At 56.8% G+C, this 26,389-nt stretch carries 25 protein-coding genes; all 25 read left to right on the top strand.

Features of this window, described 5'->3' with window-relative positions; translation table 11 throughout:
- Positions 1-72 precede the first annotated feature (72 nt).
- Positions 73-369: an integration host factor subunit beta gene (ihfB, locus tag F6X61_RS13015; RefSeq protein WP_110992525.1), complete on the top strand. Its 297-nt coding sequence runs from the start codon at positions 73-75 to the stop codon at positions 367-369.
- Between the two features lie 17 nt (positions 370-386).
- Positions 387-650 carry a lipopolysaccharide assembly protein LapA domain-containing protein gene (locus tag F6X61_RS13010; protein ID WP_153786957.1) on the top strand — a complete coding sequence of 88 codons (264 nt, stop codon included), beginning with the start codon at positions 387-389 and terminating at the stop codon, positions 648-650.
- A gap of 101 nt (positions 651-751) precedes the next feature.
- On the top strand, positions 752-2,200 hold the full coding sequence (locus F6X61_RS13005; RefSeq protein ID WP_153786956.1) for an MBL fold metallo-hydrolase: 1,449 nt from the start codon (positions 752-754) through the stop codon (positions 2,198-2,200).
- Between the two features lie 311 nt (positions 2,201-2,511).
- The gene (gene wbpA / locus F6X61_RS13000) at positions 2,512-3,825 is read left to right on the top strand and encodes a UDP-N-acetyl-D-glucosamine 6-dehydrogenase (RefSeq protein WP_371923699.1); all 1,314 of its coding nucleotides are present in this window, start codon (positions 2,512-2,514) and stop codon (positions 3,823-3,825) included.
- 16 nt (positions 3,826-3,841) lie between these two features.
- Positions 3,842-4,792 carry a UDP-N-acetyl-2-amino-2-deoxy-D-glucuronate oxidase gene (gene wbpB / locus F6X61_RS12995; protein ID WP_153786955.1) on the top strand — a complete coding sequence of 317 codons (951 nt, stop codon included), beginning with the start codon at positions 3,842-3,844 and terminating at the stop codon, positions 4,790-4,792.
- Positions 4,793-4,864: 72 nt separating this feature from the next.
- Positions 4,865-6,760, top strand: a complete 1,896-nt coding sequence (locus tag F6X61_RS12990) for an acyltransferase family protein (RefSeq protein WP_256671356.1) — start codon at positions 4,865-4,867, stop codon at positions 6,758-6,760.
- A complete protein-coding gene (gene wbpD, locus F6X61_RS12985) occupies positions 6,757-7,341 on the top strand; it encodes a UDP-2-acetamido-3-amino-2,3-dideoxy-D-glucuronate N-acetyltransferase (RefSeq protein ID WP_153786954.1) in 585 nt (194 codons plus the stop codon). Before F6X61_RS12990 ends, wbpD begins: the two co-directional genes overlap by 4 nt.
- The gene (locus F6X61_RS12980; protein WP_153786953.1) at positions 7,338-8,429 is read left to right on the top strand and encodes a DegT/DnrJ/EryC1/StrS aminotransferase family protein; all 1,092 of its coding nucleotides are present in this window, start codon (positions 7,338-7,340) and stop codon (positions 8,427-8,429) included. The genes wbpD and F6X61_RS12980 overlap by 4 nt, the downstream gene beginning before the upstream one ends.
- A 14-nt stretch (positions 8,430-8,443) precedes the next feature.
- A complete protein-coding gene (locus F6X61_RS12975) occupies positions 8,444-9,418 on the top strand; it encodes an SDR family NAD(P)-dependent oxidoreductase (RefSeq protein ID WP_153786952.1) in 975 nt (324 codons plus the stop codon).
- Positions 9,419-9,423: 5 nt separating this feature from the next.
- Positions 9,424-10,569, top strand: a complete 1,146-nt coding sequence (locus tag F6X61_RS12970) for a DegT/DnrJ/EryC1/StrS aminotransferase family protein (protein WP_153786951.1) — start codon at positions 9,424-9,426, stop codon at positions 10,567-10,569.
- A 112-nt stretch (positions 10,570-10,681) separates the two neighbouring features.
- Complete coding sequence (gene asnB, locus F6X61_RS12965) at positions 10,682-12,562, top strand: asparagine synthase (glutamine-hydrolyzing) (protein ID WP_153786950.1); 1,881 nt, start codon at positions 10,682-10,684, stop codon at positions 12,560-12,562.
- The gene (locus tag F6X61_RS12960; protein WP_153786949.1) at positions 12,559-13,200 is read left to right on the top strand and encodes a hypothetical protein; all 642 of its coding nucleotides are present in this window, start codon (positions 12,559-12,561) and stop codon (positions 13,198-13,200) included. Before asnB (F6X61_RS12965) ends, F6X61_RS12960 begins: the two co-directional genes overlap by 4 nt.
- Entirely contained in the window at positions 13,197-13,784 is a 588-nt protein-coding gene (locus F6X61_RS12955) for a hypothetical protein (protein ID WP_153786948.1), read from the top strand. The genes F6X61_RS12960 and F6X61_RS12955 overlap by 4 nt, the downstream gene beginning before the upstream one ends.
- Positions 13,785-14,714 carry a ketoacyl-ACP synthase III gene (locus tag F6X61_RS12950; RefSeq protein WP_153786947.1) on the top strand — a complete coding sequence of 310 codons (930 nt, stop codon included), beginning with the start codon at positions 13,785-13,787 and terminating at the stop codon, positions 14,712-14,714. It abuts the gene before it with no gap.
- Between the two features lie 6 nt (positions 14,715-14,720).
- Positions 14,721-14,948: an acyl carrier protein gene (locus tag F6X61_RS12945; RefSeq protein ID WP_153786946.1), complete on the top strand. Its 228-nt coding sequence runs from the start codon at positions 14,721-14,723 to the stop codon at positions 14,946-14,948.
- A 14-nt stretch (positions 14,949-14,962) separates the two neighbouring features.
- Positions 14,963-16,108, top strand: a complete 1,146-nt coding sequence (locus tag F6X61_RS12940; protein ID WP_153786945.1) for an N-acetyl sugar amidotransferase — start codon at positions 14,963-14,965, stop codon at positions 16,106-16,108.
- Positions 16,105-16,707: an imidazole glycerol phosphate synthase subunit HisH gene (gene hisH / locus F6X61_RS12935; RefSeq protein ID WP_153786944.1), complete on the top strand. Its 603-nt coding sequence runs from the start codon at positions 16,105-16,107 to the stop codon at positions 16,705-16,707. The genes F6X61_RS12940 and hisH overlap by 4 nt, the downstream gene beginning before the upstream one ends.
- On the top strand, positions 16,707-17,453 hold the full coding sequence (locus tag F6X61_RS12930; RefSeq protein WP_153786943.1) for a HisA/HisF-related TIM barrel protein: 747 nt from the start codon (positions 16,707-16,709) through the stop codon (positions 17,451-17,453). The genes hisH and F6X61_RS12930 overlap by 1 nt, the downstream gene beginning before the upstream one ends.
- Positions 17,446-18,735 (top strand): glycosyltransferase family 4 protein, encoded by a 1,290-nt coding sequence (locus F6X61_RS12925; RefSeq protein WP_153786942.1) that lies wholly within the window; start codon positions 17,446-17,448, stop codon positions 18,733-18,735. The genes F6X61_RS12930 and F6X61_RS12925 overlap by 8 nt, the downstream gene beginning before the upstream one ends.
- Positions 18,736-18,763: 28 nt before the next feature.
- Entirely contained in the window at positions 18,764-20,173 is a 1,410-nt protein-coding gene (locus F6X61_RS12920) for a flippase (protein WP_178125813.1), read from the top strand.
- Positions 20,170-21,045, top strand: a complete 876-nt coding sequence (locus F6X61_RS12915) for an NAD(P)-dependent oxidoreductase (RefSeq protein WP_153786940.1) — start codon at positions 20,170-20,172, stop codon at positions 21,043-21,045. The genes F6X61_RS12920 and F6X61_RS12915 overlap by 4 nt, the downstream gene beginning before the upstream one ends.
- Positions 21,042-22,190, top strand: a complete 1,149-nt coding sequence (locus F6X61_RS12910) for a glycosyltransferase family 1 protein (protein ID WP_153786939.1) — start codon at positions 21,042-21,044, stop codon at positions 22,188-22,190. Before F6X61_RS12915 ends, F6X61_RS12910 begins: the two co-directional genes overlap by 4 nt.
- Before the next feature lie 20 nt (positions 22,191-22,210).
- Positions 22,211-23,344, top strand: a complete 1,134-nt coding sequence (locus F6X61_RS12905; RefSeq protein WP_153786938.1) for a glycosyltransferase — start codon at positions 22,211-22,213, stop codon at positions 23,342-23,344.
- A gap of 6 nt (positions 23,345-23,350) precedes the next feature.
- Complete coding sequence (gene asnB / locus F6X61_RS12900) at positions 23,351-25,237, top strand: asparagine synthase (glutamine-hydrolyzing) (protein ID WP_153786937.1); 1,887 nt, start codon at positions 23,351-23,353, stop codon at positions 25,235-25,237.
- Positions 25,238-25,266: 29 nt separating this feature from the next.
- Positions 25,267-26,382 carry a glycosyltransferase gene (locus F6X61_RS12895; RefSeq protein ID WP_256671360.1) on the top strand — a complete coding sequence of 372 codons (1,116 nt, stop codon included), beginning with the start codon at positions 25,267-25,269 and terminating at the stop codon, positions 26,380-26,382.
- The last annotated feature ends 7 nt before the right edge of the window (positions 26,383-26,389 follow it).

Raw genomic sequence — 26,389 nt, 5'->3', positions numbered from 1 at the left:
GTTCAAATGTTCCGGAGCGTGCTACAACCTGATTAAGCAATGATCTAGCTGCTTGATAACGAAGGGAAAAATATGACGAAGTCGGAGCTGATCGAACGTATTGTCACCCATCAGGGGCTGCTCTCGTCCAAGGACGTCGAGTTGGCCATCAAGACCATGCTTGAGCAGATGTCGCAGTGCCTGGCGACCGGGGATCGCATCGAGATTCGCGGCTTCGGCAGCTTCTCTTTGCACTACCGCGCTCCGCGTGTAGGCCGCAACCCCAAGACCGGCCAGTCGGTCAGCCTCGAAGGCAAATTCGTGCCGCACTTCAAACCGGGCAAAGAGCTGCGGGATCGCGTCAATGAAGACGAGCACGAACCTATCTGAATGCAAGGAACACTCTGATGCGTAACCTCAAGCGCGCCTTGGTGGTGCTGTTCGTGCTGCTGTTGGCGGCGGTGGTGGTGTTCTTCGTGCTGGAGAACCAGCAGTCGGTGGCTCTGGTGTTGTTCGGCTGGTCGGCGCCGGCGATGCCGGTTGCGGTGCTGGTGCTGGCTGCCCTGGTGCTCGGGCTGGCGGTGGGGCCTCTGCTCGGGGCCTACGGCCTGATGCGCGGCAAGCGCAAGATCCGTGCATCTGTGCGCAGGGAAATGCTTTCCGATAACTGAGACTTGTCTCACAGCAGGCGTCCTGTTCGTGTTCTATGTAGTCTGTTGAAGGGGTGGATTAATGGGTCACTTCTTCCAAGGCTGCCGAAGGACCCAGCAGAATGCACTTTCCCTCGATCTCCCATCATGGCGGTACCCGCGGGGTAACCGGCTCCTGTCATCGGCTTCATCTTGATCCTGCCACCAGCCTGCTGATTGATTGTGGGCTGGAGCAAGGTGTGGATGTCGCACCTGGGGTGAGTAGCGCCACGCTCGGCTTCGATGTCTCCGGCATCCAGGCCTTGATCGTCACCCATGTTCATCTTGATCACGTCGGTCGCATCCCCGCCCTTTTTGCGGCGGGTTTTCGTGGCCCCATCTATTGCAGTGAGCCGTCGGCCAGGTTGTTGCCGATCGTCCTGGAGGACGCGTACAGGCTTGGGGTCAGTAGTGAGCCCGGGCAGGTGGCTCGGTATGTGGCATTTCTGCAGCAGCATATTGTCCCGGTGCCGTTCGAGCACTGGCAGGTGGTGGTCGAGCGTCCGGCGCTGTGTTGCAGTATCCGGCTTCAGCGGGCAGGGCATCTGCTTGGCTCGGCGTATATCGAGTGCGAGGTGGAACTGGATGGCAGCAGTACTCGAGTGGTCTTCTCGGGTGATCTGGGGGCCTGCGGCAATCCTTTGTTGCGCCCGTTGCTGCCGCCCGAGCGCGCCGATGTGCTGGTGCTGGAAAGCACCTATGGCGATCGCCTGCATCCGGATCGCAGTGGGCGGCGTCAGCAGCTGGAAGCGGCTGTTGATCGTGCATTGATTGATCAGGGCACGATTCTGATCCCTGCTTTCAGTCTTGGCAGGACTCAGGAGTTGCTCTATGAGCTGGAAGATCTACTCCATCACAAGAATCTGTTGAACAAGCCGGCTGACGAGGTCGCTGGTGACTTCCCTGGCTGGTCCCATCTGCCTGTGATTCTCGATTCTCCGCAGGCTCAGCGGGTTACCCGTGTGTACAGGGAGTTGCATCAATTCTGGCGTTCCGAGGCCAGGGAGCGCCTGGTTCAGGGGCGTGATCCGCTGGGGTTTCGCCAGCTCATCACGGTCGACTCCCATGCCCAGCATCAGCAGGTCGTCAATTACCTCAAGAGTACCGGTCGCCCGGCCATCGTGATCGCGGGCAATGGTATGTGTTCGGGTGGCCGAATCGTCAATTACCTCAAGGCCATGCTCGGGGATGCGCGCCATGAGGTCATGTTCGTCGGGTATCAGGCCAAAGGTACGCCAGGGGCGGTAATCCAGGCCAGCGAGGGGGCCGAGGGTTTCGTGTCGATCGATCTGGATGGGCGGTTGTACGAAATTCGCGCCAAGGTAATGACCTTGGCTGGGTACTCCGGGCATGCAGATCAGGAAGAGCTGGTGCGCTTTGCCATGGGGCGTGGCGATCCGGCCAGGCGCGTGGTGCTCGTGCACGGAGAGGCTGGTGCCAAGCGCGCCTTGGTGCGAGCCTTGAGCGCGCGTCACGCGGAGGTTGGTCATGCGGTGGAGGTCGTGGTTGCGCAGAGTGATCAGGAAGAATGATGGCTATTTGCCTCATTTTTTCGGGGGAAACCCGACCAGACGATTATCGGCAGTGCATTTTCAGAAGCCAACCCGGCTCAGAACGGGCATAATGCGCCGTTTCCGTCTTGGGCTGTCGAGGTTGCCGAGTTGACCTTGCGGCCTTGAGGGGCCTGTAAAGGCGATGTTAAAGCCTGAGAAGTTTGTGCATTCCGGCGCGTGGGCCGATAGCGATACCGACCGCGGCAAGCAATAAGTTCATCGACAGTGCCAGGCAAATGCCTGGCACTGCATACACCGTATTAGTGTTAGAGAAGGGGAGTTTCATCGATATGTCGGTTATCAAGCAGGCGAGCATCGCCAAATTCAAGGGCAAGGATGCGCTGATAGGGATTGTCGGGCTGGGTTACGTAGGCCTGCCCTTGATGCTGCGCTATAACGCGATTGGCTATCGTGTGCTGGGTATCGATATCGATGAAGGCAAGGTTGCCAGCCTGAATGCGGGTAAGAGCTATATCGAGCACATCCCTGCCCAGAGCATCGCTGCCGCCCGAAACAGTGGTTTTGAAGCCACTACCGACTTCAAGCGTGTAGCCGAGTGCGACGCCCTGATCCTCTGCGTGCCGACGCCGCTGAACAAGTACCGCGAACCCGACATGAGCTTCGTCATCAACACGACCGAAGCGATCAAGCCCTACCTGCGTGCTGGCCAGGTCGTGTCGTTGGAGAGCACCACCTATCCAGGCACTACCGAAGAAGAACTGCTGCCGCGTGTTCAGGAAGGTGGCCTGGTCGTGGGCGAAAGCATCTTCCTGGTCTACTCGCCCGAGCGCGAAGATCCGGGTAACCCGAACTTCGAAACCCGTACCATTCCCAAGGTGATCGGTGGCCACACGCCCGCGTGCCTGGAAGTAGGTATCGCCATGTACGAGCAGGCCATCGACCAGGTCGTACCGGTCAGCTCGACCAAGGCTGCAGAGATGACCAAGCTGCTGGAAAACATCCACCGTGCGGTCAATATCGGCCTGGTCAACGAAATGAAGGTCGTCGCTGACCGCATGGGCATCGACATCTTTGAAGTGGTCGATGCCGCGGCTACCAAGCCGTTCGGTTTCACCGCCTACTATCCAGGCCCTGGCCTGGGCGGCCACTGCATCCCGATCGACCCCTTCTACCTGACCTGGAAAGCACGTGAGTATGGCTTGCACACGCGTTTCATCGAGCTGTCGGGTGAAGTCAACCAGGCCATGCCTGAATATGTTGTGACCAAACTGATGGACGGCCTGAACAACAAGGCCAAGGCGCTCAATGGCAGCAAAGTGCTGGTGCTGGGTATCGCCTACAAGAAGAACGTCGATGACATGCGTGAGTCGCCGTCCGTCGAGATCATGGAGCTGCTGGAGGCCAAGGGTTGCCAGGTTGCCTACAGCGATCCGCACGTGCCGGTGTTCCCGAAGATGCGCGAACATCATTTCGACCTTTCCAGCGTCGCGTTGACCGCAGAGAATCTGGCGGCCTTCGACGCCGTGGTATTGGCCACCGACCACGACAAGTTCGATTACGAACTGATCCGTCAGCATGCCAAGTTGGTCGTCGATAGCCGCGGTAAATACCGTGCACCAGAAGCCCATATCATCAAAGCCTGATGACAGGAGTGTTGCAGTGAAACGTTTTGCCCTCATTGGTGCTGCTGGCTATATCGCGCCACGCCACATGCGTGCCATCAAGGACACCGGCAACGAGCTGGTATCGGCGTACGATATCAACGACTCGGTCGGTATCATCGATAGCCTGTCGCCACAGAGCGAATTCTTCACCGAGTTCGAGCGCTTCAACGAGCATGCCTGGCGGCTCAAGCGCGACCCTGCCACGGCACTGGACTATGTGTCCGTGTGCTCGCCCAACTACCTGCACCATGCACATATCGCTGCCGGCCTGCGCCTGGGCTGCGATGTGATTTGCGAGAAGCCGCTGGTGCCGACGCCAGAAGTGCTCGATGAGCTGGCACAGGTAGAGCGGGAAACCGGTAAGCGTGTCTACAACATCTTGCAGCTTCGCCACCACCAGGCCATTCTCGACCTCAAGGAAAAAGTCGCCCGCGAACAGCGTGACGGCAAGTACGACGTCGAGCTGACCTACATCACCTCCCGTGGCAAGTGGTACATGGAGAGCTGGAAAGGCGACCCGCGCAAGTCCTATGGCGTTGCCACCAATATCGGCGTGCACTTCTACGACATGCTGCACTTCATCTTCGGCAAGCTGCAGCGCAACGTGGTGCACTTCGCCAACGACTTCAAGGCTGCCGGTTACCTGGAGTACGAGAAGGCACGTGTGCGCTGGTTCCTGTCGATCGATGCCAATGACCTTCCCGAGTCGGTCAAGGGCAAGAAACCGACCTACCGTTCCATCACCGTGGACGGTGACGAAATGGAGTTCTCCGAAGGCTTCACCGATCTGCACACCACCAGCTACCAGGAAATCCTGGCCGGCCGCGGTTACGGCATCGAAGATGCCCGCCACTGCGTGGAAACGGTGAACACGATTCGTTCGGCGAAAATTGAAGCGCCGAAGGATCAGGAAGGTCATCCATTCGTTCACGCGCTGCTGCGCTGATCGATGAGTGACGGGTGGCCGGCATTGGCCACCCGATTCCAGAGACGTTCCTCTACAGGGCCGTGAGTCAACGTGTCAAACGCAAAACCGACAATCCCAGGCGCCGGCTTCCCGGGGCGCTCGCAGAACAGCATCAGACTGGATATCCAGGGCTTGCGCGCGGTCGCGGTGCTGGCGGTATTGATCTATCACGCCAACGCAGCCTGGCTGAAGGCCGGTTTCGTCGGTGTTGACGTATTTTTCGTCATCTCGGGTTTCATCATCACGGCGTTGTTGACTGAACGCGGTGCAAAGGTCGAACTCGGTGCATTCTATGCCAGCCGTATCAAGCGAATCCTGCCCGCTTACCTGGCCATGTTGCTGATTGTCTGCGTCGGGGCGGCGATTTTCTTCCTGCCCGCTGATTTTTCCCTGTTCTTCAAAAGCCTGAAATCATCATTGCTGTTTACCAGTAATCGTTATTTCGCGGATTTTGGCAGTTACTTTGCCCCTCAGGCACATGAACTGCCCTTGCTGCATACCTGGTCGCTGGCCATCGAGATGCAGTTCTATCTGTTCTTCCCGCTGTTAGTCATCCTGTTGCCCCGTGCCTGGCGGTTGCCTGTGTTCCTTGTGGCAGCACTGGCGTTGTTCGGCTGGAGTGGCATTCGCGTGCTAGGTGACAACACCGATGGCGCGCTGTACTTCTCGCTGCTTGCGCGAGTGCCCGAGTTCCTGGTCGGCGCTGTGATCATGCTGGCGCTGCGTGATCGCGAACTGCCATTGCCGGTTGCGGTATTGCTGGGGTTGCTTGGTGCGCTCGTGCTGGGCAGTAGCCTGTGGCTGGTTGACCGCTCCTACTTCCCCGGTTTCTGGTCCATGCTGCCCTGCCTGGGTGCGGGGCTGTTGATCGCGGCGCGTCGAGGGCCAGTCAGCAGCCTGCTGGCTTGCGCACCCTTGGTCTGGGTCGGTGGTATTTCGTACTCGTTGTATCTGTGGCATTGGCCGATTCTGGCGTTCATCCGCTACTACACCGGGGAGTACGTCCTGTCGGGTACGTGGCTTGCGGTGTTCCTGTTGGCCGCGCTATCGCTCGCCTGGCTATCGTACCGGTTTATCGAGTTGCCGGTCCGGGCATCCGGGCGCATTCGTCGTCAGTTGCCGAAGTGGGCGCTGGCCCTCGGCGTGCTGGTACTTTCGGCGATGGGTGCAAGGTTGCTGAACGAGCGCATGCTGGCACCCTTGCCGGTGGAGATGACAACCTACGCACCCGATGAGCAGATCTGCCACGGTACGTTGGTGGGCGAATGCAAGCGAGGCCGTGCGGATGCACCGGTTTCTGCGCTGGTCATAGGCGACAGCCATGCTGCCCAGCTGAACTTCTTCTTCGATGAAGTGGGGAATGAGCTTGGCACGGCCTACCGCCTGATCAGTTCGAGCAACTGCGTGCCATTCCCGGGCTTCGATGTCGAGCGACTGGCAGGGTGGGCTCAGCCAGGGTGCAAGGCGCAGATGAGCGTGGTCGCGGCTGATCTGCCGAACATGCAGAATGTCGTCATTGCTGGCATGTGGCAATTCCAGGTGCAGAGCCCGGCTTTTCTCGAGGGCTTCGAAGCGTTCCTGCGCAGCGCCAGTCAGCAAGGCAAGGCAATTGTCGTGTTGGCCCAGGTGCCGATGTTTGTTTCGAACCCGCTGCGCCTGCGGCGCTTCCATGAGCTTGGGATGCCCGTGCAGGTGGTGGAGAATGACAGCTGGCGGTCGGCGAACGCCACGATCAGGCAGATTGCAAATGGCATCCCGGGCGTGAGCTTCATCGACATGTCCGATGCCGAGCTGTTCAAGCAGGCCCCTTATTACAACGGTTCCTTGATTTACCTGGACAATCACCACCTCAATCAGATGGGCGCGCGTGAGTACGGCCATTTTGCGGCAGGCCAGTTCAGGCAGGTATTCAAACAGTTAATTGCGAACAAGAGCTCTGAGCCATGAACCATTATCAGCATGCCACTGCCATTGTGGATGAAGGCGCGCAGATCGGTAAGGATTCCCGCGTTTGGCATTTCGTACACGTTTGCGGCGGTGCCAGGATCGGTGCTGGCGTTTCCTTGGGCCAGAACGTGTTCGTGGGCAACAAGGTGGTGATCGGCGATCACTGCAAAGTCCAGAACAATGTCTCGGTCTATGACAACGTCACCCTCGAAGAGGGCGTGTTCTGTGGGCCGAGCATGGTGTTCACCAATGTGTACAATCCGCGCTCGCTGATCGAGCGCAAAAGCGAATACCGCAACACGCTGGTACGCAAAGGGGCTACGTTGGGTGCCAACTGCACCATCGTCTGTGGTGTGACCATTGGCGAATACGCCTTTGTGGGCGCTGGTGCGGTTATCAACAAGGACGTGCCGGCCTATGCCTTGATGGTGGGTGTGCCGGCACGTCAGATCGGCTGGATGAGCGAGTATGGCGAACAGCTGGAACTGCCCCTCGAAGGTCAGGGGCGCGCGGTGTGCGAGCACAGCGGTGCAAACTACGTATTGAATGGCAAGGTGCTCGCCAAGGAGAGCGAACAATGATCGAGTTCATCGATTTGAAGGCCCAGCAGGCCATCATCAAAGACAAGATCGACGCGGGTATCCAGCGCGTCCTGTCCCACGGTCAATATATTCTCGGCCCGGAAGTGGCCGAGCTGGAAGAGCGCCTGGCCGCATTTGTCGGCAGCAAGCATTGCATCAGTTGCGCCAACGGTACCGATGCCTTGCAGATCGTCCAGATGGCGTTCGGCATCGGCCCGGGCGATGAAGTCATCACGCCAGGCTTCACCTACATCGCGACGGCAGAGACCGTTGCGCTGCTGGGCGCCAAGCCGGTCTATGTGGATGTCGACCCACGTACCTACAACCTCGACCCGGCGAAGCTGGAGGCGGCCATCACGCCCCGTACCAAGGCGATCATCCCGGTTTCCCTGTATGGCCAGTGCGCCGACTACGATAGGATCAATGCCATTGCCGCCAAGCACGGTATTCCGGTCATCGAGGATGCCGCGCAGAGCTTCGGCGCCAGTTACAACGGCAAGCGTTCGTGCAACCTGACCACCGTCGCCTGCACCAGCTTCTTCCCGAGCAAGCCCCTGGGCTGCTACGGCGATGGCGGCGCGATCTTCACCAATGACGATGAGCTGGCAAAGGTGCTGCGCCAGATCGCCCGACACGGCCAGGATCGCCGTTATCACCACATCCGTGTTGGGGTGAACAGCCGTCTGGACACCCTGCAGGCGGCGATTCTGCTGCCCAAGCTGGAAATTTTCGAGACCGAGCTGCAACAGCGCCAGCAGGTCGCCGAGCGCTATGCGCAGCTGCTCGAGCAGCAGGGGATTGCCGCGCCATTCATCGCCGAAGGCAACACCTGTGCATGGGCCCAGTACACCGTCCAGGTCGAAGCCCGCGACAGCGTCCAGGAGCAGCTCAAGCAGGCCGGCGTACCAACGGCCGTGCATTACCCGATCCCGCTCAATCAGCAGCCGGCGGTCAAGGACGAGCAGGCCAGCCTGCCAGTCGGTGATGCGATCGCCCGCAAGGTCATGAGCCTGCCGATGCACCCTTATCTTACCGAGACCGACCAGCAAGCTATCTGCGCTGCACTGGCGGCCGCCACCCGTATTTAAAGGAGTACACCCCCGTGAAAGTCCAAGGTTCCAAGATCCTCGTCATCGGTGGCGCAGGTTTCATCGGCAGCTTCGTGGTTTCCGAGCTGCTCAAGGAAGGCGCAGAGCAGGTCGTCATCTACGACAACCTGGCCCGCGGCAAGCTCAGCAATGTCGCCGAGCAGCTGAAAGACCCACGTTGCACCATGTACCCGCACGGTGGCGACATTCGTGAGATCGATCTGCTCAACGATGCCATGAAAGGCATGGATGGCGTCATCCACCTGGCCGCGATGTGGCTGCTGCACTGCAAGGACTTCCCGCGCACCGCGTTCCACGTGAACATCGAAGGCACCTTCAACGTGCTCGAAGCCTGCGTGAACAACAACATCAAGCGCCTGGTCTACTCCTCGTCGGCTTCGGTGTACGGCGACGCCGTGCAGGTGCCGATGACCGAAGACCACCCGTTCAACAACCGCAACTTCTACGGCGCCACCAAGATCGCCGGCGAAGCCATGTGCCATGCCTACCATGACCGCTTCGGCCTGAGCTACGTCGGCCTGCGCTACATGAACGTCTACGGCCCGCACCAGGACCAGACCGCCGCCTACACTGGCGTAATCCCGATCATGCTGAACAAGATCGACGCCAACGAAGGCCCGGTCATCAACGGCGACGGTACCCAGGCTTACGACTTCATCTATGTTGAAGACGTCGCTCGCTGCAACGTCCGCGCCCTGGAATCGGAAGTCACCGACCAGTTCTATAACGTCGGTACCGGCGTGCAGACCAGCATCAAGGAACTGTGCGACACCATCCTCGACCTCAAGCAGTCCGAACTGAAAGTGCAATACCGTCCTTACAGTGCCGATGATGCCCGCCGCATGGTGCAGAACCGCATCGGCTGCCCGAAAAAGGCCACCAACGACCTGGGCTTCACTTACAAGTACGAACTGCGTGAAGGCCTGCAGAAACTGATCGACTGGCGTGCAGAGAACGGGGCGGAGTGAATTCGATGGAAAAGCGCAATATCGCCATCTCGCTGCCGTGCACTGGTGAAGAAGAGTGGCAGGCCACTCGCGAACCGCTGATGAGCGGCTGGTTGACCCAGGGGCCGAAAGTCGCCGCTTTCGAAAAAGCCTTTGCCGAGCGTCATCAGGTGCCCCACGCCTTGGCGGTCACCTCCTGCACCACCGGCCTGCACCTGGCGCTGGCCGGCCTGGGCATTGGCCCGGGTGACGAGGTAATTGTCCCGGCGTTCACCTGGGTCGCCACCGCCAACGTCGTGCTGTACTGCGGTGCTACGCCGGTATTCATCGACGTCGACCCGCAGACCTTCAACCTCGACCTCGAGCAGGTCAAGGCCAAGGTCAGCGACAAGACCCGCGCAGTGATTGCCGTGCACCTGTTCGGCCGTTGCCTGGACATCGACACCCTGCGCGCCGCGCTGCCGCCGTCGGTGGCCATCGTCGAAGACGCCGCCTGCGCCGCAGGTGCCAGCTGGAAAGGGCGCCCTGCCGGTAGCCTGGGTGATGTCGCCGCATTCTCGTTCCACCCGCGCAAGTCGGTCACCACGGGCGAGGGCGGCATGGTCACCACCGCCAACGCCGAATTGGCCGAACAGATGAACCAGTTGCGCAACCACGGTGCGTCGCTCTCTGAAGAGCAGCGTCACCATGGCCCGCGCCCGTACCTGCTGCCAGAGTTCAACTTGCTCGGCTTCAACTACCGCATGACCGACCTGCAGGGTGCGGTCGGCCTGGTGCAGCTGGCTAAGCTCGACGGCTTCATCGATGAGCGTGAGCAGTGGGCCCAGTACTACTGCGAGCAGCTGGCGGGCATCGAATGGCTGCGCCTGCCGACCGTCCCGGAAGGCGGGCGTCACGGCTGGCAGGCGTTCGTGCTGTATGTCGACCCGGCCAAGGCGCCAATGCCGCGCAACGAGATGATGGAGATCCTCCAGGCCAAGGGTATCGCTACCCGCCCGGGCACCCACGCGGTGCACATGCTGGCGTACTATCGTGACCGTTTCGACCTCAAGCCGGAAGACTTCCCGGCGGCGCGTGACTGCAACGATCACAGCATGGCGATTCCGCTGCACAACCGGATGGTTGCTGAAGACTATGCCTATGTCGTCGAGGCGATTCGCCAATTGGGCTGACAGTCAGGCATATCCCCGGCGGTAGACCGGGGCGCACTATCCGAGGCGGCGGTCCGGGAGCAGGGAGGCTTCCGGACCGCCGCCTTCACGAATTTCAGGAGCAGTAAAACGCATGTGTGGCATCACCGGCCTCATTCATCTCAACAACAACCCGGTTTCCCCGGTTGTCCTGCAGCGCATGACGGATGCAATCGCTCATCGCGGGCCGGATGGCGAAGGGCACTGGATCGAAGGGAATGTCGGGCTGGGGCATCGTCGCCTGGCGATCATCGACCTGTCGCCGGCCGGGCATCAGCCGATTGCCTCGGTGTCCCAGCGTTATGTGATGGCCTACAACGGTGAGGTCTACAACTTCCGTGAGTTGCGTACAGAACTGGAGTCGTTGGGCTATCAGTTCCGCTCCCGCACGGATACCGAGGTTGTCCTCAATGCGTTGATCGCCTGGGGCACGAAAGCCCTCGAGCGCTTCAACGGTATGTTTGGGCTGGCCTTGTGGGACCGTCAGGAGCAGACCTTGCTGCTGGCCCGTGACCGTTATGGCATCAAACCGCTCTACTATTCGTTGCAGGGCCAGACCCTGGCCTTTGGCTCCGAGCAGAAGGCGATTCTCGCCATCCCCGAATTCAAGCGCAGCCTCGACAAGGAAGCGCTGCTCGAATATTTCACGTTCCAGAACATCTTCACCGATAAGACGCTGCTCAACGATGTGAAGCTGATGCCGGCCGGGCACTATGCCGTGCTGGATCTCAAGCGCAAGTCGCCGCAACTGGAGATGACCCAGTACTGGGACTTCGACTTCCGTGAGCCAGAGCATGACATCAGCGATGAGGAGTATCGCGAAGAGCTCGACCGCCTGTTCAAACAAGCGGTCAATCGTCAGCTGGTCACCGATGTGGAACTTGGCAGCTACCTCAGCGGCGGCATGGATTCGGGGTCCATCACGGCCCTGGCAGCGCGCTCCTACCCGTACATGAAAACGTTCACCTGTGGTTTCGACCTGAACTCGGCTTCCGGCATCGAGATGAACTTCGATGAGCGCAGCAAAGCGGAGTACATGTCTTACCACTTCAAGACTGAACATTATGAAATGGTGCTCAAGGCTGGGGACATGGAGCGGGTGTTGCCCAAGTTGGCTTGGCACCTGGAAGAGCCGCGGGTCGGTCAGAGCTACCCCAACTACTATGCCGCACAGCTGGCTTCGAAGTTCGTCAAGGTCGTGATGTCTGGCGCAGGTGGTGACGAGCTGTTCGGTGGCTATCCCTGGCGTTACTACCGTGCCGTGGTCAATGACGACTTCGAGCATTACATCGACAAGTATTATCAGTTCTGGCAGCGACTGATCCCCAACAGCGAAATCAAGCAGGTATTCGCCCCGATCTGGGGGGATGTGAAGCATGTGTGGACACGCGATATTTTCCGTGATGTGTTCAAGCACCATGCCGATAACCTCTACTCCCCCGAGGATTACATCAACCACTCGCTGTATTTCGAGGCCAAGACATTCCTGCATGGCCTGCTGGTGGTGGAAGACAAGCTCAGCATGGCTCACGGCCTGGAGAGCAGGGTGCCGTTCCTTGACAACGACCTGGTGGATTTCACCATGCGTTGCCCGGTGCGCCTGAAGCTCAACAATCTCGCGGACGTCGTGCGGCTGAATGAAAACGAGCCGGGGCGCAAGGCCAGCAAGTACTTTGAGAAAACCAACGACGGCAAGCAGATCTTGCGGGATGTCATGGGGCGTTATATTCCCCAGGATATTTCCAAGGCCGACAAACAAGGCTTTTCGGCGCCGGATGCCAGTTGGTTCAAAGGCGATAGCATCGAGTTCGTCAAGAACCGCCTGTTGTCGTCCGATCACGGCATATACGAGTATCTGGACAAAGGCTCGGTTACCAAGTTGCTCAACGAGCATTTGTCTGGCCAGAACAACCGGCGTTTGCTGATCTGGTCGCTGCTTAGCTTCGACGCTTATTTGAAGGGTTTCCACGCATGATCAATGTAGTCGTTCTCGGTGGGCATGGTGATGGCCTGGTTGCAGCGGGTGTCATTCATGACATGGCTCAGGCCGGCATCGCCATCCGTCTTGCTGGTTATCTGAATGACGCGCTGTCGGTGGGTGATCTGATTCACGGAGCACCAGTGCTCGGTGGTACCCGCGATTGGCGAGCGCTGGATGACTCGCATGTCTTTCACGTGTGTTTGCACAAGGTCGGCCAGATGCGTCAGCGCAGCGAGCTGATTGAATCGTTCGCGATTCCGGACGAGCGCCTGGTGAGCCTGATTCATCCAACCGCCACCATTGCCTCGGATGTGATCATCCAGCCAGGGGCCCTGATCGCCTCCCATGTGACCTGCCAGCCGGGTACAAAGATCGGGCGTTATGCCACGGTTCGCGCGGGAGCAAATCTTGGGCATGACACGGTGATGGAAGATTTCGCCTACCTTGGCCCAAATGCCACGTTGTGTGGGTGCGCGCGGTTGTTGCGGGGCGCTCATGCTGGGCCGAACAGCGTGGTGATCGATGGGCTGCAGGTGGGGGCGTTCAGTGTCCTGGCGGCGGGCGCGGCAGTGATGCGCAATACCGAAACAGACTCTGTATGGATGGGCAACCCGGCCAGGTGCGTACGATGATCAACCTGAATTTTGAGTTCAAGGGTGAACGGACCTATGTGCACGGCAGTGATATTTTCAATGCCTTGTCCAAGATTGCCCGGCTGGAATTCAACAAAGGTTTCGTTTCACTTATTGCGTTTCGTAATATAGCGCGGCGACAGTGTGTGGTGTCTTTTGAGAACATCACGACGAAGAGTGCAGTGGCTACAGGAAACATCTGCGCGGGCGACGGGGCGGTTCATCCATTCTGGCTGTTCGAGTGCGATGAGCGGGTCGTCGGTCGCTATGCTTTTGACGAAGATGCGCTAGTTGGCGCTGCGGATGTACAGATGGAGAACAAATCCATCAGCCTCCATTGCGATGGTTCTGCCACTGCCATCGAATGCGTCATCGCTTTGACCAAACGCCTGACTTACCTGATTGCGCCTGAGATCGACGGCAAGTGGTTGTTCGGGCAGTTGAATCTGGTCACGCCATTGGTGGCTGTGGGGGCGGTACGTATAGTGCAGAAGTCCCTCCTTCCAGGGCGTATGAGTCTCAACGAGGTATGGTTGGACGATGCCTTGGTCGGAACTATTCGCTTCATCGTTGGAAAGCCTTGAATGATCGGCATCAAGAGTATTGCGAGCTATGTGCCTGAAAGCGCGCTAGACAATGTCGAGCAGGCCGTACGGTTCGATAAGTCGGCCGACTTCATCGAAAACAAGGTCGGCGCCCTTCGCCTTCCCAGAAAGGCGGCTGATCAGGAAACGTCCGATCTTGCCGTGCAAGCGGTCGAGAAACTGTTGGCGCGCAATCCGCAGCTAAGCCGTGAGCAGATCGATGCGATTGTCGTGGTCACGCAGAACGGTGATGGTGCTGGCCTGCCACATACAGCCGCTATCGTTCAGGCGAAGCTGGGGCTGGAAACTCGGGTCGCCGCGTTTGATCTTTCCCTGGGCTGCTCTGGTTATGTGTATGGCCTCTACATGCTCGCGGGCTTCATGCGCCAGGTCGGCCTGCACAATGGTGTACTGGTCACGGCTGACCCTTATTCGAAGATCATCGACGATAACGACGCCGTGACGGCGATGCTGTTTGGTGACGCTGCGACTGCCACCTGGTTGGCAGAGGATGCTGCCTGGCAGCTGGGGGCCATGAGTTTCGGTACGGATGGCCGGGGCCGGGAAAGTCTCTGTGTCAAGAACGACGTACTGCATATGGATGGCCGAGCCGTATTCAACTTTGCCGCGACACGGATACCTGCCGAGATCAAGGCGCTGTTGACGCAGGCCGGGTGGCAGGCGGACGACGTGGACGCGTATTGCCTGCATCAAGGCAGTTACGCAATTATCGATACGATCAGTAAGCGCTTTCCTGAAGTGTCGGATCGGTTTGTAAAAGACATTCAACAGGTTGGAAATACAGTGTCTTCAAGTATTCCGCTGTTGCTGGAGCACCGCCTTGACCAGGCAGGGTGGCAGAAGGTGCTGGTGTCTGGCTTCGGGGTCGGGTTGTCATGGGCAACCGCATTATTGACAAAAAAAGAGTGATAAGTGATGAACGCAGATAAAGTTAAAGAGCTGTTGAAAGAGGCCGGTGTGAGTGTTGATGTGTCGACCATCACTGATAACGATCAGTCGTTGCGTGAGGTCTATGGGTTGGACAGCCTCGACATGTTTAATGTTTTGCTCGAGATCCAGGCCCACACGGGGCGTGAGGTTCCGGAGTCTGATATCGAGGGTCTGCGTACAGTCAATGATTTTGTTGCATATTTTTCCAAGTAAAAAGCTGGAATGCCATGAACGTTTGTACTCGCTGTATTTACGACGAAAAAGTATCCAATATAAGCTTTGACCACGAAGGCGTGTGTAACTATTGCCGTCAGCTGGAGAAATTGACAGTCGACTACGGTACCGGTGGCGAGCGAGGCGCACGCAAGATTGACGACATCGTGGCAGCGATCAAACGCGATGGCAAAGGCAAGCAGTATGACTGCGTCATTGGCGTCAGTGGCGGAACGGATTCATCTTATTTGCTGGTGTGGGCAAAGAAAGTTGGACTTCGCCCTTTGGCGGTGCATTACGACAATACCTGGAACTCGGCAATCGCGACGCAGAATATCTATAAGGTCTTGAGTGCCTTGGATATCGATCTGTACACGCATGTTCTCGATAACAAGGAAGCGGACGACTTGCTGCGTTCCTTCATTGTTTCAGGTATTCCCAGCATTGATGCGCCTACTGATCTGGCGCTGGCTGAGGTGATGTATCGCGCGGCTGCAAAGTATCGAGTGAAATACATCCTCGAGGGGCACTCCTTTGTAACTGAAGGTATTTCACCTATTGGTAGCCACTATTTTGATGGTGGCCTTATCCGGTCTGTGCATCAGCGATTCGGTCGGCGCGCGATGAAAACCTACCCCTTGATGACATTCTGGCGTTTCGTCTGGTGGGTGTGCTGCGCGCGTATCCAGAAAGTCAGGCCATTCTGGTATTTGGATTACTCCAAGGAAGTGGCGCAGGACTACTTACAGAAGCAGTTCGGTTGGACCTACTACGGTGGTCACCACCTGGAAAACAGGATTACTTCGTTCAGTCACACGTATTACTCGCCAGTGAAATACAAGCGTGATTTTCGCAATCTGACCTTGGGTGCGTTGGCGCGTAATGGCAAGATGCCGCGAGAAGAAGCGATGGCGATATACGCTCGCCCGCCCGCTTACGACCCTGACCTTATCGATTATGTGAAAAAGCGTTTGGGTTTCTCCGATAGCGACTTCGATGAAATCATGCAAGCACCGCCAAGGCAGTGGTGGGAGTTTCGTACCTACAAGAAACGCTTCGAACGTTGCCGGTTCTTGTTCAAGATGTTGGCCGAAAAAAACCTGGTGCCCATGAGTTTTTATTTGAAATATTGCTTCCCGATCAAGGGTGCCAAAAAATGATTGTGATCGTCGATTATGGTGTTGGCAACTCGCGCTCCATAAAAAATATGTTCAAGCGTATTGGCGCTGACACGGTGGTTTCTCAGGATATCGCGGTGATCGAGCAGGCGGACAAGTTGCTGCTTCCGGGGGTGGGCGCATTCGACCCGGCCATGCAGGCCATTCATGATCGTGGTCTGTACGATGTTCTACAGCACAAGGCAGTGGTGGAAAAGGTGCCGGTGTTGGGCATATGCCTTGGTATGCAGCTGCTTGGGCTTGGCAGCGAAGAAGGCCAGTTGCCCGGGCTTGGTTGGGTCGATATGCGAGCACGCAAGTTTCCGCCCATGGAAGGGTTGAAGGTGCCGCACATGGGCTGGAACCGGGTGTATCCAACCGGAAACGGTAACTTGCACTGTCCCGACGAGCAGGCACGTTTCTACTTTGTTCACTCCTACTATGTGCAGACCGAGGACCGCTCGCATGCGGTCATGACGGCAACGCACGGCATCGAGTTCGACGCCGTTGTTCAGTGCGGCAACGTCTACGGCGCCCAGTTCCATCCAGAGAAAAGCCATCGGTTCGGCATGGGGCTTCTTGAGTCCTTCATGAGGTTGTAATGCTTAGAAAACGAGTGATACCAACGTTGCTGGTCCAGGACGGAAGCCTGGTAAAAACCAGGCATTTCAAGAGCCCTGTCTATGTTGGCGATCCGTGCAACACGGCACGCATTTTCAATGAGTTCGAAGTGGATGAACTCATTGTGTTGGATATTGGTACTGGTCAGGTGGAAGAGCCGATTAATTATCGCCTGCTCGAAGAATTGGCCAGCGAGTGTTTTATGCCTCTGGGCTACGGCGGCAGAATCACGAATATTGACCAGGCAGCACGAATTTTCGACCTGGGCTACGAGAAAGTTTCCGTCAATACCGCTGCACTTGAGAATCCCGAACTGATAAGCGACCTGGCTCGAAAATTCGGTACCCAGGCGGTCGTCATTTCGATTGATGTCAACAAAGACCTGTTTGGCCACCCTCAGGTGCGCTGGAAGGGCCACCGTGGCAAATATCAGCAGACACCGATTGAATGGGCTTCAAAGGCTTGTGAGTTGGGCGCGGGAGAGATCCTCTTCACCTCGGTGGAGCGCGAAGGCTCCTGGCAAGGTCTGGATCTGGAACTGCTGAGATCTTTGGTCGCCAATGTGAGCGTGCCGGTGATTGCTCACGGCGGTGCCGGTAGCAACGCACATATACAACAGGCATTCGACCTGGGTGTAGATGCCGTGGCCTTGGGCAGCATGGTGGTATTCCAGAAACAGGGTAGCGGTGTATTGGTTCATTACGAAGGGAATCTGCTTCATGATTAAGTTGGCATTGTCGAGATGCATTGCATTGCTCATGTGGCCCTGCTTTCTCGGCGTTGCATTTGTCTACGCGCTCTGGTTGCGCAGGCAGCCTGCGCCAACGCCCGGTAAAGAGCGCCTGGTTTTTGGTACTACGCCGATTCTGAACTTGATGTACTGGTCTGCGGCGCTGCGTGCTCATGGTTATGACACGCATACATTGGTCAATGGTTTTTACTCAAAAATCAACAAGCGTTCCGACTGGGATAGCTTGCTGGATGAGCGCTTCGGTCATCTGCCTGCGCGCTTCAGAAAGTTTGCCGCTTTTCTGTGGGCGTTGGGCCGTTTCGATGTGTTCTTTATTTCCTTCGATGGTTTTTTATTGGGCGGCACACGTTTCCAGTTTTTGGAATCGGCAATCATGCGTTTGGCACGCAAGAAAACGATCGTCACGCCGTACGGTGGCGATGCCTATGTGTATCGTAATATTCGGTCGTTGTCGCTGCTGCATTGCCTCATGATCAGCTATCCCGCTGCGGCGAAAGCGCAGGACGCCATCGAGGCCCGGGTCAGGCACTGGACCCGCATGGCGGATGCTGTGGTAATCGGCAACATGGGGCCGGATGGCTTTGGTCGCTGGGATGTGCTGACGCCCAGCGCTTTGCATATCGATACAGACAAATGGGTGGCTTCCAGCGAGCGGCGCAAGCTGCCCGGTGACCCGGTGGTGATCGGCCATATGCCCAATCACCGCGGGGTGAAAGGCACGGAGTTTCTAATTAGTGCCGTCGAGCAATTGAAGGCTGAAGGGTGCAACGTCGAGTTGCTGCTGATCGAGGGGCGGCAGAACGAAGAAGTTCGCATGCTCATGCAGACTCAGGTCGATATTCTGGTTGAAGACCTCAACATGACCGGCTACGGGCTGACCGGGTTGGAAGGTATGGCCTGCTCGTTGCCGGTCATCTCGAATTTCGAGAATGACGCGACATTGACGCATTTCCGTCGCTGGTCGTACCTCTCGGAGTGCCCAATCGTTTCGGGTTGCCCGGAGAATATCTATCAGTTGCTCAAACGCTTGGTGAACGACTCGGCCTTGCGCAGCGAGCTAGGTCGGGCAGGGCGTGAATACGTCGAAAAGTACCATAGCTATCATGCGGCGCATTACCTGTTCAGCCGTGTCATCGACTACGTTTATGGTCGTCGTGAGCACGCAGATATGATCAACCTGTTCCACCCGATTATCGGCGAACATGGCCGCCAGGAAAAAATCGCGCACCCACTGAAAAACAATAGGCTGCCGGATTGATATGAGGGGCTCGATCTGGAATACATTGATGAAAGACTCCGCCATTTATGGCGGGGCTGACTTTTTATCAAAGGTCCTCAGCTTCATGTTCTTCCCGTTGATCGCTCGCTACATCAGCGTGGTTGAGTTCGGTGCAATGGAGCTGATATTCACGGTTATTGGCTTGCTGGGCGTGGTCGTCAATATCGGGCTGAATAATGCGGTGCAGCGCTTCTACTGGGACAAGGACACCTTGGAGTCAGCGCGTCCGGTGATCGTTTCCAGCGCGCTGCTGGTGCAAGTGTTGTCCGGCGTCGTGGTCACTGTGCTAGCGGGGGCGCTTGTACTTTTGTACGGTGTCAGCTTTGGCTGGCAGGGGCAGCCATTCGATGGGCGTGTGTTGCTGTACGCATTGGTGTTTATGGCTGCCTCGCAGTGGATTCAGTTTGCATTGGATGTTGTGCGGCTGCATTTCAAGCCTTGGCGCTTTTTTGCCCTGTCCATCCTTTTCCGCGTCTGTGGTTTGCTGCTCGCAGCCTGGTTGGTGATTGAGGTAGGGGCAAGGCTGGATGGGATTCTGGGTGCCCAGGCGCTGGTGGCGGTGCTGGTCCTTCCGCTCGCCTTGATGCTCATCTCCAAGGACCTTGTACTCAGCTTCAGCCGCGCATGGATCAAAGCGCTGGTTTCATACGGCTATCCGTACATTTTTGCCGCTTTTGCCTACTGGATATTTGGGGCGATTGATCGCTGGATGCTGGCATCCATGTCGTCGGTTGAAGAAGTTGGCGTGTACTCGGTCGCGTTTCGCTTTTCGTCCATCGTGCTGTTCGTCTCCATGGCATTCGGGCAGGCATGGAGCCCGGTAGCGATGAAGATTCGGACAGAGAATCCTGAACGCTATCGTCGTATCTTCGCCAACGTGTTGCTGATTTTATTCATGGTGATGGCTTTGGTCGGCGGAAGTATCTCGCTGTTCGCAGGTGAAGGTATCGGCCTGTTGTTGCCCGCCGAATATCACGACAGTGCCATCGTACTCATTCCGCTGTGCCTGGGCGTTGTCCTTCAGGCTACCCAGCAGGTTACCGCTGTCGGTATATCAATCGAGCGCAAGAGCCACCTGATCGCCAAGATTTCCTGGTGCGCAGTGGTGGTCAACGTGCTGCTCAACCTCTGGTTGATCCCTTCCTTTGGTGCGCAGGGTGCCGCTTGGGCCACGGCGGTCACTTACCTGTTCATTACTGCCACCTATCTGGCATTCACTCAGCACCTGCACCCGCTGGAAGTTTCCTGGAGCAGGTTGATTGCCGGAAGCATTGGCGTAGTCGCCTTGTTCTATGTGGCAATCGTGACCTGTCAGACTGAACTGCAGTTTTCCGTTATCATGCTGAAACTCTTCGCGCTGGCCGTGTTCTGCGGCGTCGGTGCTTTTGTTTTGCCCCTTAAAAAAGTGCTCTCATGAAAAAGCAGCTACGTATCCTGATCACAGGAGCGGCCGGCTTGCTCGGTTCGCAGGCTATCAGGTTCTTCAGTCAGAACCATGACGTCCACGCGATTGTGCATAACCCGGTCGCTGAGCCAATCGACGGGGTGACCTATCACTCGGTTGACCTGTCTTCCGATTTCGATGCATCCGGGTTGCCGGGCCAGATCGATGCGGTGCTGCACCTGGCGCAATCATCGAAGTTTCGCGATTTCCCGGCCCAAGCGCTGGATGTGTTCAATGTGAACGTCGCGGCATTAGCGAAGCTGCTGGATTATGCGCGGCTGGCTAATTGTCAGAAGTTTATCTATGCCTCATCCGGCGGTGTCTACCAGAGCGGTTTGCCGGTGGTGCATGAAAATTCGCCCATCACCTCGCACGGTGAATTGGGGTATTACCTGGCCAGCAAGTTGTGTGGTGAGGTGCTGGTGCAGAACTACTCGTCCATCATGGACGTCGCGGTACTGAGGTTTTTCTTCATCTATGGCGAACAGCAACGGCGTTCAATGTTGTTGCCGCGGTTGGTGGATAACGTCATGGCAGGCCGCCCGGTTCAGCTTCAGGGGGAGGATGGCCTGGTGATCAACCCCGTCCATGTTTCTGATGCGGTGCGGGCGTTGGAGACCATACTGCAAGCGCCGGGCAGTGCCACGTTCAACGTGGCGGGTGGCGAGGAGGTATCGATTGCTGCAATATGCCGGCAAATTGGCGCGGCGCTTGGGAAACAGCCCGTGTTCGAACGAAGCTCGGCAGAAGCCGGTCGCCTGGTCGCCAATATCAGTGCCTTGCAAGCGTTGGGCTGGAGCCCTGAAGTCAGTATTGAGCAGGGATTGAAAGACCTCATTCCATGAAAAAGATAAAAGTACTGCACGCCCCTACCGCCGTTGGTGGAAATCCGCCTGCGTTGAGCAAGGCATTGCGCAAGCAGGGCATTGACAGTGAGTGCTGCATCATTAGCCAGAACTACCTTGCCTATGAGGTTGATCGGGTGCTGGTGCCCGCTGGTGCACGGTTTCTGCAGTGTGAGTTAAAGCGTTTCAAGTTTATTCTTGAGTGCCTCTTCAAGTACGACATCATTCACTATAATGCTGGTACAACGATCGCTACTGCCAATATCATTGAGTGGCCTGGTAAAAAAAATAGTGTTTCGTCACTGAAGCGATTTGTCTATTCCGCGTACCTGCGTGGGCTGCAGTATTTCGAAGTTTCGCTGTTTAGGTTGTTCCGTAAAAAATTGTTTCTCACTTATCAGGGGGATGACGCTCGGCAAGGTCAATACTGTCTTGACCACTACTCAGTGAGCATAGCCACGCAGGTTGACGATTCTTACTACTCTGCGAAAACCGACGCGTTCAAGCAAAAAAATATTGCTTACCTATCTCGGCGCTGCCAGCAAGTCTATGCACTCAATCCAGATCTGCTGAATGTATTGCCTGCTGCGACGAAATTTATCCCATATTCCCACGTTTTTTTCGATGAGTGGCCAGCATCATTTGAAAAAATATTGGAAAAAAGACCCTTGAGAATCGTTCATGCGCCAACCAATCGGCGTGTAAAGGGTACCGATCTCATTATCGAAGCGCTGAACAGCTTGAGTGAAGAGGGACTGGAGTTTGAACTGGTTCTTGTTGAAGGGCTCTCTCAGGCTGAAGCCAGGAAATGTTATGAACAAGCCGATGTGCTGATCGACCAAATTTTTGCAGGTTGGTATGGTGGCTTGGCTGTTGAATTGATGGCTTTGGGAAAACCAGTGCTAGTGTATTTGCGGGATGAAGACCTTCACTTTATTCCGGATGCCATGCGCGAGGAGCTGCCATTTATTCGCGTGACACCCGCGTCGTTGAAAGAGGTGTTGCGCGAGGTGATCTTGACACCTCGGGAAGAGTTGCTGGAACGGGCAAAGAATAGCCGTGCATTTGTGGAAAAGTGGCATGATCCCGAACGTATAGCCAGGCTCATTTCTCAAGACTACGCTGATTCTTTTAATGGTCGTTGAAGTCGGTGCATTCGAAAAATATGAAAACTGTATTGCTGCTAAGTTTTTCGAATTTGATTCGAGATCCGAGGGTCCATCGCCATGGTGTTTGCCTTGCTGAAACGTTTCGAGTTGTAACGGCCGGCTACGGAGGTGCGCCTTCCTATGCTTCCGAGCACATTGAGATTCCTTCTCCTCGCCAGTCAGGTCTGTTCAAGAAGCTGTTGAAGGCCGTGTTTCTGTTCCTTAGGATTTACGCGCCAGTCTATTGGCTTGACGACGACAAGCGTAGGGCGCGGGCCCTCTTGAAAGATAGGCAATACGATGTAATTGTCGCCAATGATGCCTCTTCGCTGCCCGTAGCGTTCTCCGTTAGTGGTAAGCAAACACCCGTCCTCGCCGACATGCATGAGTTTGCACCTGGCGAACAGTTAGAGGGTTGGAAGTGGAATTTTTTCTGGAAAGGATATCCGGAATATTTGTGCCGGCGATATCTGATAAAAGCTAAGAAGGTTGTTACGGTTTGCGAATCGATTGCCGAGCTTTATCAGGCTGAATTTCTGGGTGAGCGGCCCGGGGTGCTGATGAATTGTCCGTCGTATATCGATGCTCGTCCGCGTCCACTTCATGCGCAGATCAAATTGGTTCATCACGGATTGGGTTGTCCAAGCCGGAAGCTGGAGTTGATGGCTGAGGCGGCATTGTTACTTGATGAGCGCTTTGCATTCGAGTTTATGCTGGTGGAGTCGAATAAAGCCTATTGTGATAGCCTCAAGGCCAAGTACTCCGGGGCGAAGATCACCTTTCGCGAGCCGGTACCAATGACGGAGATCGCCAAGGTCCTCAACGAAGACTATGACATGGGGGTGTTTCTTCTTGAGCCGGAGGCAGTCAATTACAAGTACGCACTGCCTAACAAATTATTCGAGTTCATCCAGGCGCGGCTTGCTGTCGCAATTTCGCCAAGCGTTGAGATGGCCGCGCTGGTCAGTGCGACGGGGGTGGGTGTAATTGCCGAAGACTTCACCTCGATTTCGCTGGCGAGGGCGATCAACGCCTTGGATAATGACCAGATCATGGCGATGAAAGAAGCATCCTCCGTAGCAGCCCAGCGCTATTCGTCTGAGGCCGTATATCGTGATTTCAAGCGTCTGGTAGACGCCGTAGCAGGTTGACTATTTATGTGTGGAATTCTGGGTGGTGCTTGGTTTGGTGGTTCTGAAGTTCCGCTGAATCGGGTAGACGATGCGATACACGCACTACGTTTTCGCGGGCCCAATGACAATGGCAAGGAGCTCTACTCCCATGGCACCACCAAGGTAGCTCTGGGGCATACGCGTCTGTCGATCATTGACTTGTCGTCGGGCGGCCATCAACCGATGAGCACGCCCGACTACGCGATGTCAATCGTCTTCAATGGTGAGATCTACAACTATCGTGAATTGCGTGCGGAGTTGCAGGGCATGGGCCTGGTGTTCCGATCCGACTCGGACACTGAAGTGCTGCTGGCTGCCTGGAAGACCTGGGGTGTGGCCTGTCTGAAACGACTTGTCGGCATGTTCGCCTTTGTGGTCTTTGATCACGTTCGCGGCACATTGACCTGTGTGCGCGATGCATTTGGCATTAAACCTTTTTTCTACGCGGTGGAGGATGGCAACTTCCTTTTCGCCTCTGAACTGACCGCCGTCAAAGCGATGAAGGCACATAAGGTACGTCTGGATTGGCAGCGAGCCTATGACTACCTGGTGCATGGCGACTATGACAGCAATTCTTCTACTTTCTTCGAAGATGTCTCGCACCTGCTGCCGGGCCACATTTTGACGCTCGACCTCAGCACTGGCGAGCTCAGTGAACCAGCATGCTGGTGGACGCCAACAATCACGGAGCGCAAGGACCTGAGTTTCGACGAAGCCGCCGAACAGGTCAGAGAGCAGTTCCTGTCCAACATTCGCCTGCACCTGCGCAGTGACGTGGCGCTGGGGGCGGCGCTTTCTGGAGGCATCGACTCTTCTGCCGTGGTTTGCGCGATGCGGCACGTGGAGCCAGACCTGCCAATCAATACCTTCAGCTACATCGCTCGCGGGAGTGAGGTAAGCGAGGAAGTATGGGTCGATCGAGTCAACGAGCATGTAGGTGCTGTTGCACATAAGGTGGTCGTCAGTGCCGACGAACTTGCTCGCGATCTCGATTCGATGATCCTTGCGCAGGGAGAGCCTTTTGGCAGCACCAGCATCTATGCGCAATATCGGGTATTCCAACTCGCTCGCGAGCAGGGTGTCACCGTAACGCTGGACGGTCAGGGTGCGGACGAGATGCTGGCTGGTTACAGTGGTTATCCTGGCCAGCGGTTGCGTAGCTTGTTGGAAAAGGGGCGCCTGGGCGAAGCCTGGAGCTTCCTCAATGAATGGGCTCAATGGCCTGGGCGCGACCGCATGGCCGGAGCCAAGCGCGCTGTGGCTGAAATGACCCAAGGCTCTTTGTACCAGGCATTGCGCTCGCTGAATGGAATGAACGCCCTACCGGGTTGGATCAACGCTGAACCGCTGGTCGAGCGAGGCATCATCCAGCAGTTCCCGCATCAACGCGCCACGGTGAACCAGTCCGGACGTCGGGTGATGGCCGAGCTCGGCTTGTCGCTGACCCGACGCGGACTGCCAGGGCTTCTTCGCCACGGCGATCGTAACTCCATGCGGTTTTCGGTGGAGAGTCGCGTGCCGTTCCTTACTTTGGATATGGTCGATCTGTTGCTTTCTATGCCGGAGTCCTATCTGATTTCTCCCAAGGGCGAGACGAAATCAGTATTTCGAGCTGCGATGCGCGGTATAGTGCCCGACGATGTACTGGACCGTCGGGACAAGATTGGCTTCGCCACCCCAGAGCAAGTACTGCTTGCATCAATGATCGATACCATTCGCGGTTGGTTGACGACGGACTTGCACTTGCCGTTCTTCAATCAGGCCGAGGCGCTTGTTGAGTTCGAGTTGATCATGGCAGGTAAGAAGCCATTTTCCTGGCAGGTCTGGCGATGGATCAACTTCTGCCGCTGGCATGAGCACTTTATCGCTTGAGTTTGGATTAAGGTTTTATTTTGAAAAGCGTGTTGATCATCTCTTTCTCGGTTATCCAGAGCGATCCTCGGGTGATGCGCCAGACGCACCTTCTCAAGGGGGATTACCAGGTCACAATTGCCGGTTATGGCTCGAAGCCGGATGTAAGGGCCGATTTCGTTCAGCTGCAGAAAGGCCCTGCTAGCCTGCTGAAAAAGGCCTACTGGGCCGGCAAATTGTTGATCGGTGCTTTTGACAGTTACTACTGGAATCAGGAGCAGGTCCAGAGTGCCGTGCGCCTTCTGAGCGGCAAGCGCTTCGACCTGGTCATCGCCAATGATGTGTCCAGTGCGCCACTGGCGTTCAGGCTGGCGGGCGAGGCACCGGTCATGGTCGACGCGCACGAGTACTCCCCCCGCGAGTTTGAGGACAAGCGCTTGTGGCGCATGCTGTTCGGTCGCTACATCAATGACCTCTGCGCCCGCTACCTGCCACGTGCGGCCTCGATGACCACGGTCTGCCGTGGGATTGCCGATGAGTACTCGCGTGTTTACGGGGTCAGGCCCCTGGTGATCCACAACGCGCCTGTTCATCAGTGCCTGGCGCCGACTCCGGTGGTGGAAGGGCGAATCCGCCTTATCCACCATGGTGCCGCCATTCGCTCGCGCCACCTCGCCGTGATGATCGAGATGATGGGCTACCTGGATCAGCGTTTCAGCCTGGATTTCATGCTGATGGACAGCGACTCGGCCTACCTGTTGGAGTTGCGCGAAGCGGCGAAGGGCGATCCGCGCATTCGATTCATCCCGCCTGTGCCGATGCCTGAAATCTGCCTGCACCTCAATGGCTATGACATTGGGGTGTTCTTGCTGCCGCCCGTCAACTTCAACTACGAGCATGCGCTACCCAACAAGTTCTTCGAGTTCGTGCAGGCTTGCCTGGGCGTAGCGATCGGCCCTTCGCCAGAAATGGCGAACCTTTTGCGGGCCTATGAGTGTGGGGTCGTCGCCGAATCCTTTGCCGCCAGGTCTCTTGCCGCGTCGCTGCAGCAACTGGATACCGAGGCTGTGACGGCCTTCAAGCAGGCTTCCCATGCCGCCGCAGCCGAGTTGAATTATGAACACGACGGTGAACGACTGTTGTCGGAAGTGGCACGCTTGGTCTGAAACCGCG

Origin of the sequence: Pseudomonas sp. EMN2, assembly GCF_009650555.1 — a bacterium.
In the GTDB taxonomy this organism is placed as follows: Bacteria; Pseudomonadota; Gammaproteobacteria; order Pseudomonadales; family Pseudomonadaceae; genus Aquipseudomonas; species Aquipseudomonas sichuanensis.
Note: the sequence above shows the minus strand (reverse complement) of the source record. Positions and strands in the feature narration are given on the sequence as shown.